Origin of the sequence: Paenibacillus sp. FSL R7-0302 (assembly GCF_038006885.1) — a bacterium.
GTDB lineage: Bacteria > Bacillota > Bacilli > Paenibacillales > Paenibacillaceae > Paenibacillus_AQ.
This window is the reverse complement of record NZ_JBBOWB010000001.1, coordinates 4,299,849-4,313,843: the sequence shown is the minus strand read 5'-3', so window position 1 is coordinate 4,313,843 and position 13,995 is coordinate 4,299,849. Positions and strand designations below refer to the sequence as shown.

Annotated in this window: 9 protein-coding genes; 8 read left to right on the top strand and 1 reads right to left on the bottom strand. The window is 53.5% G+C overall.

Annotated elements, in window-relative coordinates; all coding sequences use genetic code 11:
- The first annotated feature begins 22 nt into the window (after positions 1 to 22).
- The 5 genes from MKY96_RS18745 to MKY96_RS18725 all read left to right on the top strand — a co-directional run bounded on the left by MKY96_RS18745 (position 23) and on the right by MKY96_RS18725 (position 7,411).
- On the top strand, positions 23 to 1,306 hold the full coding sequence (locus MKY96_RS18745) for a citrate transporter (protein ID WP_340944638.1): 1,284 nt from the start codon (positions 23 to 25) through the stop codon (positions 1,304 to 1,306).
- A 42-nt stretch (positions 1,307 to 1,348) separates the two neighbouring features.
- A complete protein-coding gene (locus tag MKY96_RS18740; protein WP_340942296.1) occupies positions 1,349 to 3,493 on the top strand; it encodes a hydantoinase/oxoprolinase family protein in 2,145 nt (714 codons plus the stop codon).
- A 15-nt stretch (positions 3,494 to 3,508) separates the two neighbouring features.
- Positions 3,509 to 4,177, top strand: coding sequence for a hypothetical protein (locus MKY96_RS18735; protein ID WP_340942295.1), 669 nt, complete (start codon positions 3,509 to 3,511; stop codon positions 4,175 to 4,177).
- Between the two features lie 118 nt (positions 4,178 to 4,295).
- Positions 4,296 to 6,095 (top strand): sensor histidine kinase, encoded by a 1,800-nt coding sequence (locus MKY96_RS18730; RefSeq protein WP_340942293.1) that lies wholly within the window; start codon positions 4,296 to 4,298, stop codon positions 6,093 to 6,095.
- Between the two features lie 2 nt (positions 6,096 to 6,097).
- Positions 6,098 to 7,411, top strand: coding sequence for an ABC transporter substrate-binding protein (locus MKY96_RS18725; protein WP_340942292.1), 1,314 nt, complete (start codon positions 6,098 to 6,100; stop codon positions 7,409 to 7,411).
- Between the two features lie 380 nt (positions 7,412 to 7,791).
- Here the strand turns inward: MKY96_RS18725 and MKY96_RS18720 are convergent, their stop codons facing one another.
- Positions 7,792 to 8,457 (bottom strand): hypothetical protein, encoded by a 666-nt coding sequence (locus MKY96_RS18720; RefSeq protein ID WP_076079130.1) that lies wholly within the window; start codon positions 8,455 to 8,457, stop codon positions 7,792 to 7,794.
- Positions 8,458 to 8,725: 268 nt separating this feature from the next.
- Here MKY96_RS18720 and MKY96_RS18715 point away from each other — a divergent pair, with 268 nt between their 5' ends.
- From MKY96_RS18715 to MKY96_RS18705, 3 genes are all read left to right on the top strand, one after another.
- The gene (locus MKY96_RS18715) at positions 8,726 to 10,717 is read left to right on the top strand and encodes a Na+/H+ antiporter (RefSeq protein WP_340942289.1); all 1,992 of its coding nucleotides are present in this window, start codon (positions 8,726 to 8,728) and stop codon (positions 10,715 to 10,717) included.
- Between the two features lie 52 nt (positions 10,718 to 10,769).
- Positions 10,770 to 11,351: a CueP family metal-binding protein gene (locus MKY96_RS18710; protein WP_340942286.1), complete on the top strand. Its 582-nt coding sequence runs from the start codon at positions 10,770 to 10,772 to the stop codon at positions 11,349 to 11,351.
- A gap of 677 nt (positions 11,352 to 12,028) precedes the next feature.
- A complete protein-coding gene (locus MKY96_RS18705) occupies positions 12,029 to 13,990 on the top strand; it encodes a serine hydrolase domain-containing protein (RefSeq protein ID WP_340942284.1) in 1,962 nt (653 codons plus the stop codon).
- Positions 13,991 to 13,995: the final 5 nt, after the last annotated feature.

Genomic DNA, 13,995 nt, shown 5'->3' with positions numbered 1-13,995 from the left:
AGGAGGAATTGGTTTGGAAACCGTGCAAATTATCGGGATTTTACTTGTATTCATTGTGTTTGTGGGCCTGATGATGACCCGCAAGCTGACCACGCTGCTGGCTTTGCCGATGATGGCAATTCTGCTGGCGGCGATCGCGGGTATCCCGCTCTTGTCAGATAACCCGGATACCTTCACCATCACGAAGGGTGTGCTTGCAGGCGGAGCCATGAAGCTGTCTACCGCCATCGCCGGACTGATCTTCGGCGCCTGGTTCGGCCAGATTCTCAGCAAGGTCGGCATCACGAAGACCATTATCCGCAAGGCAGCAGAGCTGGCGGGAGATAAGCCGCTGGCGATTGCCATTATCTTTTTCCTCGCTGCCTCTGTAATCTTCTCGGCTGCGAATGGCCTGGGTATGGTTATTCTGGTCGGGACCATCGCTATCCCTATTATGCTGACAGCCGGGCTTAAGCCCTTTGTAAGCGGCCTGGTAGTATTGCTGGCCAATGCGGTCGGCGTGGTGTTCAACGTCTCCACCTGGGCGATCTATACCGATGTGCTTAAGGTACCGACGAACACGATTGCTTCTTATTCGCTGGTCTGTGCCGTCCCGCTGATTGTGATTGCCCTGATTATGATCGTCTATTATACCCGCAAAGACGGCAAGGTCCGCCGTGCCTGGGCGATGCCGCTCAAGCCGGAATTCCAGGCTCAGGACAACAAGAATGTAAGAGCGGTTGCGCTCATCAGTCCGCTTGTTCCGGTGCTGCTCGTGTTTTTCCTGAAGGTGGATATTGTCTCGGCGGTCTTCATGGGGGCTCTGGTCACCCTGCTGCTCGCCACCCCTAAGCGTCCATTCCATGTGTTGTCGAGTGCGCTGGTAGAAGGCATTCAGGATGTAGCCGGTGCGCTGGGTCTGATGATCGGCATCGGGATGCTGCTCAGTGCGGTAACCGCACCTCAAGTGGCTTCATTGATTCAGCCGCTGATCGAAGGCATCATTCCAACCAGTCCGCTGATGTATATTCTCATCTTCACCCTGTTGTCTCCGCTGGCGATTTACCGTGGACCGCTCAACGTATGGGGACTGGGCAGCGGTATCGCGGCATTGATCGTGGCTGGTGGCATGGCCCCTGTGGCAGCGATGCTCGCACTGCGTATTGTGAGCAATCTGCAGGCCGTCAGTGATCCGACCAACTCGCATAATGTCTGGATCGCCGATTACACGAAGACGGATATTATTGAAACGCTGCGCAAGACGCTGCCATGGATGTTCGTTGCGGTGATGATCTCGATGATTATTGCGGGAATGATTGCCTTTTAGAGACTCTTAGAGACCTAAGCTTCATGGAGAGGAGAACCTGCTATGAGCAATAAACAGATCAGAATCGGCATCGATGTCGGAGGAACCTTCACGGATGCCGTGGCGATAGATAACGAGACCTTTGAGGTGCTGTCCAAGGTCAAAATGCCCACCACGCACCACGATGAACGCGGGGTAGCCAGCGGGATTGTCCAGATTATCCAGCGGATTATGAGCGAGAACGGGATTCTTCCCGGCGATATCAAGTTCATCGCCCACGGGACGACGCAGGCTACCAACGCGCTGCTGGAAGGCGATGTTGCCCGTGTCGGCATTGTAGGGATGGGCACGGGGATGGATGCCCGCAGTGCCCGCTCGGAGACCAATGTGGCGGATATCGAATTGGCCACGGGCAAATTTCTGAAGACGTATCACAAGTTCATCGACTCCAAAGAACTTACCGCAGAAGCCATTGATGATGCCATTGATCAGCTGCTGGCCCAGGGGGCAGAGGTTATTGTAGCCTCGGAAGCTTACAGCGTCGATGATCCGGCCAATGAGCTGAGAGTGATGGAAGCGGCGCGCAGCCGGGGCGTGTACGCCACCGGCGGACATGAAATCTCCCAGCTCTACGGGCTGAAGACCCGCACCCGCACAGCGGTCGTCAATGCGAGCCTGATTCCGAAGATGATGGAGACGGCCAATATGACCGAGCAGGCGGTCAAAGAGGCGGGGATTACCTCCCAGCTGATGATCATGCGCTGTGACGGCGGGGTCATGAGCATCGACGAGGTGCGCAAGCGTCCGATCCTGACCATGCTGTCGGGGCTGGCGGCCGGCGTGGCTGGTGCCCTGATGTATGAGAAGATCTCGGACGGCATCTTCTTCGAGGTCGGAGGCACCAGCGTAGATATTTCTGTGATCAAGAACGGTAAGGTCATGATTGAGAACGCCCAGGTCGGCGGGCACAAGACCTATCTGCGCTCGCTGGATGTGCGGACGCTGGCCGTTGCCGGAGGCAGCATGATCCAGATCGGCGGGGGCAAGATCACGGATGTCGGCCCGCGCAGTGCGCATATTGCCGGACTGGAATACGAGTGCTTCACCGGCAAGGAGAATCTGGAGCAGCCTGTGATTGGTCTCATTAGCCCGCGTGACGGCGATCCGGATTACGTTACGGTACGCAGTGCGGGCGGGCATGAATACGCACTGACTCTGGCGGGAGCGGCGAATCTGCTGAATCATGTGCCGGAGACGGATTATGCGCGCGGGAATATGGAGAGCACCCGGATCGCCTGGCAGGCACTGGGTTCCCATCTGGGGATGTCTGCGGAAGAGGCGGCCAGGGCAGCGATGGATATTGCCATCCGTAAGGTAATGGCGGTGGTGAACCAGATGATCAGCGATTATGAGCTGGACACCGGCTTCGTTACGCTGGTAGGCGGCGGAGGCAGCGGTGCGGTTCTGGTCCCGGCCATGGCGGCGAAGGAGGGCTTCAAGCATCAGATTGCGAATAACGCACCGTATATCTCCACGATTGGCGTCGGGATGGCGATGGTCCGTGAGCAGATCGAGAAGACTGTAGTGGGCGCGACAGAGCATGACATCAAGCTGATCCGGGCAGAGATTATGGAGAAGATCGTCCAGTCCGGGGCGAATGAAGCCACGGTCGATGTCACGATCGAGATTGACTCCCAGCGCAACATTCTGCGGGCAATCGCCACCGGCTCGACGGAGCTGCGTTCGAAGGATCTGGCCAGCCGCGAGGTGCCGGTGAACGAGCTGATGCAGACGGCTGCGGAGGCGCTGGGACAGCCGGCGGACAAGACGGAGCTGAAGGCGGCCTCCGGCAGATGGTATCTGTTCGAATCCAGCGAGATTAAGAAGTCGATGTTCGGGCTGGTGAAGAAGAAGCTCAGCCATGTCGGTGTGATGGACCGCGAGGGTGTGGTGCGCTTCAAGAAGAGCAATGCGTATCATCTGGCTTTTTTGAAGAAGAATATGGCCGACCGGTTCGCCTCCTTCCTGGAGGAGAATACGATCTATTCGGACGCCAATGCCACGATCCCCAAGACCTTCATCTTCTATAAGGAAAAAATGCTCGATCTGACCGGGATGCAGACCAAGGAGCAGCTGTTCTCCATTCTTGAAGTGGAGACGCAATTGCTTGAGGACAACAGCGAAATGCTCGCCGTCGTCTATCAGTAGGAGGTGGACAGGAGGATGAAGACGGCTGTAAAGACAGTGCCCGGCGATCATGTACTGGGGTATGCCGAGCTGAAGAACGACCTGTTGTTTCACAGAATACCGCACAGCAAACGGCGTTATTATGTGGAGCAGCCGCTTGCCATTGGCAGGGAGCAGGCACTGGCCTTCAAGGCCCGTTATGGCACGGATGTCGGAGCCATCTGCAGGGACAGGGGCATCCAGGTGAACCTCAATGAACGGCAGGGCACCATCGGGCAGATCCGCTTCCGCGCCCAGATTGAGCTGTCGGCCAAGGAACGCGTCATTACGCTGTACCGCTCCTCCATGGAGGAGCTGCGGCAATGTGCCGGTGTGCTGCTTCCCGGCTGTTCCTTCAGCCTCATGGAGGTTACAGACATTCATCTTGCCCATGAGCTGTTCCATGATCTGGAGTTCACGGAGCTGGGCTACACCAATAAGCGGCTGGATGACATCAGCAGCCTCTCCCTGGGGCCGCTGCGCATCCGGGCGGGCGTAACGAAGACCTCGGAGATCGCCGCGCATGCGTTCAGCCGTTATCTGCTGGACCTGCCCTGCTTGCCGAATCTGCTGGATTACGCATATATGATTCACAGCGGGACACTGACAGCCGCCGAATTCTGGAGGCAGACGGAGGTCTGGTCAAGCGAGCTTGAGAATAGCTGAGCCGGAATCTCCGGGCAGCTGCCTTTTGCCAGTAAATACACATGGTGAACTCCTCTGACTTGATACTCAAATTATGCTATCTTTGTGTAAGAAACCAGAGTCCGGGAGGCTGTTTCGCATGTTATCCGGTAAAAGATTCAACCGTTCCGCTTATGTGCCGCTGCGCACGAAGTTTATCATTTTATTCTGCCTGCTGATTACCATTCCGTTCCTGATCATCGGCACTATCAGCTATAGAAAATATATTGCCGGAGTAGAACGCAGCACGGTGGAGCTGTCCAATCTGGTCGTCAGCCAGATTAATATTAATCTGGAGCATTATATTAAAGAGCTGGACCGTCTGACGCTTGCACCTCTGTATGATGAGGATATGATGCACATTCTCCGCAAGCACAGGGACCCGGGGAAGCCCGGCACCTATCTGAGCACGGATGAGACGCTGAAGATGAACCTGTTTATCTCTTCGCTGGCTTTTGACAGGGGGGAAATCGAGAGCATTCTGGTATTCACCAATGACGGCGGAATCTTCAGTAATCTGGACCAGAGTGTGAGGAAGCGGTGGGACCGCAGCTCGGCAGAGTGGATGGAGACCGTAAAGCAGGCGGATGGCGGGCTGGCCATTCTTCCGCCGCATAACGCAGCTTACTACACAGAGGCGAAGCAGGGGATCATCTCCGTGGCCAGAGTCATCCGTGAACCGTACACCCATGCTATGCTGGGGATAGTCAAGGTGGATCTGACGGCGCGAGGGTTCGGTTCGATTGTATCTACGGTACGTTCCAGTGGGAGCGGTCTGCTGCAGATTACAGGCAAGGATCAGGTGGTTCTATACTCCGGGGCCGGCAAGCTTCCTGATTCAGGCGAATCTTATATTACTGCCTCTGCGCAATCAACGTACACAGGACTTAAGGTCACCTCGCTGATGCCGCGGGCGCAGCTCCGGGAGGATGCCCGTGAATTAACCAACTCTACGCTGGTGGTGTCCATTATTGCCTTGATGGCGGCTTATGCGGCAGCTATTCTGCTGTCCAGCCGCCTGATTAAGCCGATTGCCCATCTCCAGTCGAAGATGAGGCAAGTGAAGCGGGGGCTGTTCCTGGAACGTGCGACAGTCACCACCAGCGATGAAATCGGGCAGCTGACTGAAGGGTTCAATACGATGATCGGCGAGATCGACCGTCTGGTCAAAGAGGTCTATGAGACCCGGCTGAAGGAGCGGGAGGCAGAGCTGCTGGCGCTGCAGAGCCAGATTCATCCGCATTTTCTGTACAATACGCTGGAGATGGTGAACATGCTGGCCCTTCAGGGTAATACCCGGGAGCTCTCTGGTGTGGTAACTAGTCTCGGCAAGCTGCTGCGTTATACCGTAGGCCACCGGGAACAGATGGTGTATGTGCTGGATGAGGTGAAATTCGTGGAAGCGTACCTGCGCATTCAGGGCATGCGCCTGGGGGACAAGCTGCAAGCTGTAATTCACATTGATTCTTCCTTCGATTACTGTATGGTGCCGAAGCTGATTCTGCAGCCGCTGATCGAGAATGTCATTGAACATGCGATGGGACCGGATACGCTGCATCTTACCTTGGCCGCTTCTGTGGACGAAGAGGATCTGGTCCTGTCAGTCAAGGATGACGGCCTTGGCATCGACGGCGCACGGATGCTGGAGCTTGAAGAACAGCTATATGGCCGTCAGCCCCGGGCCGCAGCCGATGCGGAGCAGGGAGGATTTGGCCGGATACTCAAGGGGTTCGCGCTGCGCAATGTCCATCAGCGGCTGCGTCTGCTCTATGGAGAGCCTTACGGCCTGACACTGGATAACACGGCAGAGCGCGGTGTAACGGTCTCGCTGCGGCTGCCGATGAACTGGGAAGCGATGAACAATACCGGCCCCGCCGGGGACAGACAGGAGGAGGCATAAGGATGCGGACAAGGCTGCTAGGTCTGATTGCTGCAGTGCTGCTGGCTACAGGGTGCTCCTCAGGTGCAGGGAGGGGAGCGGTTGACGGGAAAGCGGGGGATGGAGAAGGAGGGACGGTGACGGCTGCTGTGCAGGAGCCTGTGAAGCTGAAGTTCAGCATCTGGGGCAATGATGCGCAGAAGGCGATGGTCGAGGAGCTGGTGGATGAATTTGAACAGCTTCATTCCGGGATCGAGGTTGAGATTATGACGATTCCTTTTGCTGACTACCAGCAAAAGCTGTCGATTATGATGGCCTCCCGTACCGCGCCGGATGCCGGCTGGCTGGCGGAGCGGATGATTCCGCAGCTCCTGGAATCGGGCCAGCTGGTGGATATTGCAGCGGAGGTGAAGGAAGACGCCGGATATCAGTATGAGGATATCTATCCTTCTACGCTCGACATCTTCAAGCGTGGAGACCAGTTATACGGCATCCCGTTCTCCACGCCCCCGGTGCTGATCTATTACAATAAGGATCTGTTCCTGAAGAACGGCCTGAAGACGCCAACGGAGCTGTACGAGGAAGGGAAATGGAACTATGAGGAGTTCCTCAAGGCGGCGCGAAGCCTCACCGACCCGCAGCGCGGAATCTACGGCGTGAAGCTGGTCCGCGACTGGAACAATTGGTCGGATGCGCTGCTGCCGCTGCTCTGGTCGCATGGGGCAGAGCTGTTCGACAGCAGCGGAGCATCGTTTGCGCTGAATTCCCCCGCAGGGAAGGAAGCGCTGCAGCTCTACAGCGATATGATGTTCAAGAACAAGGTTCACCCGCTACCCGGGGATGAGATTGCCTTCGACAGCGGCCGGCTTGGCATGTATACGGACCGTTACAGCTATACGTCGAAGGCCCGCGCAGTTACCGATTTCGCCTGGGACATCGCTCCGATGCCGTCAGGCATTAAGGGGACAGGGACTTCCCTCGGCTATGCGGGAGTGTCTGTCTTCGAGACCAGTCATCCGGCAGAGGCTGCAGAATTCCTAAAGTTCATCACCAATGCAGAATCGATGAGCATCACCGCGCAATATTTTGTCCCGTCACGCAAGTCTGTTCTGGAATCCGATGTCTTCCTGCGGGCAGCCTCCGAGCCTTCACCGGAGAGCATTCAGCGGGCGGTTCTCGATCAGATCGCCACGGCGCGGATCGCGCCCGGGCATAAGAACTGGCAGCAGATAGATACGAAGATCCAGCTGTTAATGGACGGTCTCTACACGCAAACGTCCACCGTTGACGAGTTGCTCGGGCAAATGGAGCAGGAAGTTACCCCGCTTATGAGATAAGCGGGGTGTTCCTCTGTGCTTGTGCTTGTAACTATTCGCTGAGCCATCCCCTGCTGATTTGGAGGTGGAGGCGGCAGCGCAATTACAATTCCTGCACATAATGCAACATTGCCTCTCATTAAGGGTCCATAATCAGAAAATGTTGCACAAAAAGCAGGAATACTCCGCACTTAAGTAACTTCACGTTAAGATTCCTGCATTTCCTGCAACAATTCTCCCGCACACCCCAGTATCTAGATAGCCAAGTTGCAATATCTGCAACATTATTAAGGCTGCTAGCCTGTCAAACCGCTACAATCCCCGCCAAATTGCATACTGTAGATTTACTTATGAAGCTTACCTATGCTCAGGGCGGTTCACCCAAGACTAGTCATCAGCACTTACTGATACAAATCAGGCAATCCCTGCACAGGCTCATAATAACAAATGTATCTGTTTTGTATGACCGGGCGCAGCAGTCCTTTATGGACCAGCTCCTGAAGCTGTTTGCGTGCTGTCCTAAAGCTCATATTGTACTGGAGCATCAGATCTTTGGGCCGTAACCCCTTTTTTTGACTCAAGGAGAGTCTGACAATCTCTCTTTCCCTCGGTGAAAGTGAGGGTCCTGTCGGAACACGGAGCAAAGAAGGGGAAATGACCATTTGCAGCAGCATGCGGCAGATTTCCGGACGATTCTGCACATCGTCGAAGGAGAAATGTATAATCCTCCAGCCCAGTCCGTTCAGATAATTCTCCCGATTCAGTGAGTAGCTGAACCTTTCGCGGTCCATATCCTTCACATGGCTCTGGTAACCGTCACATTCCAGGCCGAATTTTCCATACGACGGAAGAAAAGCAACATCCAGAAATTGCGATTTACGGTTCCAGTCGTAGACCTCATACTCCGGATGCAGATCATCCAGATTGCCAAACAGCGGCCACCAGACATTACGCAGCAGCAGCTTCTCTGCATACTGATGCCCCCGTGACAGCCGGCCTCTGCGCTCTCCTGTTCTGATCGACAAATGATGGTCCAAGAGCAGCTGATGCGCTTTTTCAAAATCCATTTCCATTCCCTCCATCTCTCCTTTACGCAAAAAAAGAACGCCCCTCTGCCAGCGATGGCTTGGGACGTTCTTCGTCTGAGCTAATTATACGCCAGCACACGGGCGAGCGGCAATAAATGGTTTATCGATGTCCGTACATTAACCTTTTGTATGAAATCTATAGCAGCCGCCAAGAGGATATTTCCTCCCAGATCGTTTATACTGAGTTTACATACATAACGTAATTTAGTATCTGCACAAGCAAGTGTAGAGATGGAGGTTTGTCCGATTGGAATTATTTGAGTATATTTTGTTGATGCTGGCAGCCGTGTCGCTGTCAAATCTGGTGAACCGGTTCATCCCATCGCTCTCCGTGCCGATCATTCAGATTGCACTGGGTATGGCCTTGACCTGGCTGCCCCTGCATTTCGAGCTGGAGCTGAACCCGGAGCTGTTCCTGCTGTTATTCATTGCTCCCTTGCTGTTCAATGATGGCAGGCTTGCCGATAAAGTGGCCTTATGGAAGCTGAAAAAGCCGATTTTGCTGCTGGCGTTGGGACTGGTTTTTCTAACGGTAGGGGTGCTGGGCTATTTCCTGCACTGGCTGCTGCCGGTACTGCCTCTGGCGGCTGCATTTGCGCTGGCGGCGGCACTGGCCCCTACGGATGCGATCGCTGTAGGCGCACTGGAGCAAAAGGTGAAAATTCCCCATCAGACGATGCAAATTCTCGAAGGAGAATCTTTGATTAACGACGCATCGGGTCTGGTCTCCTTTCAATTTGCAGTCGCAGCTATGGTCACAGGCGCATTCTCTTTCAAAACGGCCAGTCTGAGCTTTATCTCCATTTCTCTTGGCGGTGTGGTGCTGGGCCTTGTGCTGACATTCATTAAATACGGGATCGTCCGCTGGCTGCGCAGGCTAGGGATGGAGAATGTGACGCTACATATGCTGATTGAGATCCTGACGCCATTTGCTATTTTTATGGCCGCCGAGGAATTGGGGGTCAATGGAATTCTGGCGGTTGTGAGCGCCGGGATTGCCCATTCCTTCGGATATAAGCAGATGAATCCTGAGGTAGCCAAGCTGAATATCGTGTCCAAAAGCACCTGGTCCGTCATTATCTTCGTCCTGAACGGACTGGTCTTCCTGCTGCTGGGCACCCAATTGCCGGAGATCATACAAACGGTCTGGAACAACCCGGATATAGGGAATGTCCAGGTTATCCTGTATACCCTCCTATTAACCGCTGCTGTCCTCGGTCTGAGGCTGATCTGGATGCTGGTTATGGATATCCCCGAAGGGGAGGAGCCGCGCGGACCCTGGAAGCTGGAGTTCAAGAAGGCACTGATTCTCACGCTGTCAGGAGTGCGCGGTACGATTACCCTGGCGAGTACGATGTCACTGCCGTTTTTCCTGGATGACGGCTCTTACTTTCCGGCGAGAGACCTTATTATTTTCCTGGCGGCGGGTGTCATTCTGTGGACCCTGCTGGCGTCTAACTTTCTGCTGCCGCTGCTGCTTGGCTCAGATCATGAAGCGGAGCATAGCGCCGAGGAAGCCCAGGCCCGGATCGAAATTCTGCGCAGCGTGGTTGCGGGGCTAAATGAGCAGGCTACAGACCAGTCCCGCCTGGCTTTGAACCATCTAACCGGCATCTATAACACACGAATCCGCATGCTCAAGAAGAATGAAGAGGCCGAGGAAATGGAACGAAAGCTTGGAGTGAAGGCGCTCAAGTGGCAGAGGGAATACACGATGCTTGCGCTTAAGCAGCACGAGGTGAACCCGTATACGGCATATCGTTATCTGAACCGGCTGAACCGGCAGTTGTTCATCTACACCCGTGATCCGCAGTACAAGAATGATCTGATTCCGTTCAAAAGCTGGGAAGAAATCACCGGTGTCATCCAGCAGGTCCGCTTAAGCGCGCAGGAGCGGCGTGAGGAATCGAACCGGCTGCAATCCGGGATTTTCGCTTACGTTCTTGAGAAGCTGAGAGAGCTGCAAAATACGGGGGAGATGGAGCCTGAAGTGATCAGCGCCCTGATTCTGCGCTATGAGCGGGGAAGAATGCGGTTAACCCGTCCGGAGTCCATCTCTGCTACGAAGCGGGAGTTCGAAGAGTCGCTGCATGAGCTGTCCCGCGCGGGCATTCAGCTGGAGCGTGATCATATTCAGCTGATGTTCGAAGCCGGACGGATCTCTAGAGCTAGCATGAAGGAAATGAAACGTGATATCCTGTTCATGGAACATGATTTGCGGGAAGAGATGGGCTATTGAGCCCTATTCTATATAAAGCATTACATTCCATAAGGAGATGAATATTCGGAGTATGAGAAAACAAATCGTGGCGGGTACCTGTGCAGTCATTGCGGCAGTCGGAATCTTTTGGTATGCAGGAAACGAGGGGCGTAAGACGGCTGATAACCGGGAAGTAGCGGTCAGCACCCAACCGGACACTCAGGCAGCATCCAGTCAAAATATCAAGCAAATGGTGGCAGATTACAGCTCGCGCACCTTGACGGCAGATTCCGCTTCGATTACCTCCACACAGCTCATCGTGGACAGCGGAGGTCCAAACGAAGCAGCTTATGAGCTTCCGGAGGATGAATTCTTCCTGTCGGTTGCTCCATATGTGCAAAATACGCATCCCTGCGCAACGCACAGCCTGACGGGCTGCCAGGGAGAGCTGACGGACCAGGAATTTGACGTATACATCGAAGACGCCGAAGGCAAGGAAGTGATGAACAAGTCCGTGAAATCCCAGTCCAACGGCTTCATCGACCTCTGGCTCCCGCGCGACCAGAACTACCGGATGACAATCTCCCAAGAGGGCAAACAAGCCCAGTCCGAGATTTCTACCTTTGAGAGCGATGATACTTGCCTGACTACTATGCAATTAACAGCTAATTAGTGCACCTTTAGTTATCCTATATAGACTGTGATATAAGGAGAAGATAGTAGTAAATAAAATGAAAATCTCATGGATTGTACTTTGCGGCAGGCACCCTGCATATGAGGAGTACCCCCTTTGCCCGCCAATCTAAGAGAGGTGAAGGGGGCTCACGCTGAAGCTTGGAAATCCTGCACATATTGCAACATTCTACTCATTAAAAGAGCCGTAATCCGGAAATGTTGTACAAAAGTCAATATTTTACCCTCATCCAAGCGGCTGTGCAAGTAGATTCTTGCATTTCCTGCAACACTTCTCCCGTACCCCCAAGTTTCTATGAACCAAAGTTGCAAAATCTGCAATATTACGGGTATGCCTTGACCATTTGGAAGCAGCGGAGGATGAAGCCGTACATGGCCTACCGTTATTTGCAGCGGCTGACCATGCAGCTTACTGCAAATTAAGCTGAACCTACTTGTGTAGCCCAGAGACGCGTGCCTGAAATGAAAAATCCGGAAGAACTTCCATACAGGGGAGCCTTCCGGATTTTTTTATACATTAATTCAAATACTAATCCTGTCCGAAGTCCTGAAAATCATAGTTGATAGCGTTGTTAACGTTCCATTCACACTACTCTGATAATCTCTATAAGTGTTAGGCGGAGGAAAATTATATATAAGATGATGCGGAGGGTAATCATGTTAACACCTAAGAAAAAATGGCGGGACGCTGCTCTGGCAATATTGGCTGTGATGGGATTAAGTGCGAGCCTTATATTTCCCGGGAAACATGCCAGTGCGGAGACAGGGCAAGCTGCTTCACCGGATTCCCGGATTGAATCTCCTGCCAAGCTTGAGGATACGGCAAGTCTGACAGCCTTCGTGGATGGAATGATGGAAGAGTATATGAACCGGCTGCAAATTCCGGGAGCGGTGGTCTCTATCGTCAAGGACGGCAAGATTATTCTGGGCAAGGGGTATGGAAGCTCGAATCTGGAGCAAGCGGCTCCGGTTGACCCTGCAACCAGCATGTTCCGAATCGCTTCAACGACCAAGCTGTTTACCTGGACGGCTGTGATGCAATTGGTGGAGCAGGGCAAGATTGATCTGGACACGGACATTAACACCTACCTGAAATCTGTGAAGATTCCTGCCACTTATCCTAAACCCATCACCATGCGCCATTTGATGACCCATACCGCAGGCTTTGAAGAGGGCGGAGTCGGTTATCAGATCGTTACTGATCCAGCCGGATTGCCCGGTTCTATCTCGGAGACACTCAATAAACATATGCTCGCCCGGATCAGACCGCCCGGTGATATGAGTGCCTATTCTAACTATGGAGCCACGCTTGCAGGGATGATCGTGGAGGATGTTAGCGGTATTCCTTATAATGATTATATTCAGAAGTATATCTTCGATCCGCTGGACATGAAGCATTCAACGGTAGTTGAGCCTTTGCCGGAGTCATTCATCCCTTACCAGGTGGTAGGGTATAATAGCGGGAACGGCAGCTTTATTCCTGGCACACCTACATTCGAGGGCGGATTTCGTCCTGCCGGCTCGGGTACTGTATCTGCAATAGACATGGCACATTTCATGATCGCGCATCTGCAGAACGGGAAATATGGCAACGGGCAGATTCTGAAGCCTGAGACGGCTGCATTCATGCATTCAACGGCATTCCAGCTCGATAAGCGCCTGCCGGGAGTAGCTCTCGGATTCGCAGAGAAGCGGGTGAACGGGGTGAGATTAATCTCTCATGGCGGCTCCGATCCCATGTTTAATACGGAATTGTATCTCGCACCAGCCAAACAACTGGGGATTTTCTTATCCTACAATGGCGGTCAAGGCAGCGAAGCTGCGACCCATCTGGTCCAGGCCTTGTTTAACCGGTACTATCCCTCTCCTGAAGTGAAGCAGCCGGAGTTCTCCGCTTCCGCGGAATCCGTACAGAAATATGCCGGCTCCTATCAATTTACACGCCGCAACATAAGTGATATTGACAAGTTCTTTAACTTTTTTGCCCAACTGAATGTTACGATTGTGGATAACAAGATATCCTTGGGAAGCGGCAGTGAACAACAGATGTACAGAGCAGTCGCTCCTAACCTGTTTCAGCTGGAGGAAGGGACCGATCAGATCGGCTTCCTTACGGATGAGTCCGGCACAGTAACACATATGCTCCTGGACATGGCTCCGGAGATGCCGCTGGAGCGTACGCCGCTTTTGGATCAGAGTAAGTTTTGGCTTATCCTCCTTGGTGTCTCAGGATTCATTTTCATCACGGCTTTGCCCGGACCCCTCTTCTTCAGACGCAGGTTCAAGGCGATGACGCTCCCGGAAAAGCGGGCTATCCGATTATCTGCGGGAACTGCAGTTTGGGCGCTGCTATCTTTTATGACTCTGTTTATGGTTATTATGTCCATGGACATTATGCAGAAGCTCAGCAGTATCAGCCCTTTACTGTCTGTCAGCTTGGTTATGCCAATCATTATGGCGGGCTTGACCTTAGCAATGCTGGTCTCGGCTATACTGGTATGGAAGAATAAATATTGGACCGCCCTCAGGCGGGTGCATTACACATTAGTGACGCTTTCGGCTGCCCAACTGACGTTCTTCTTCTACTATTGGAATCTGCTCGGCTGGCAGTTTGGATAACGCTT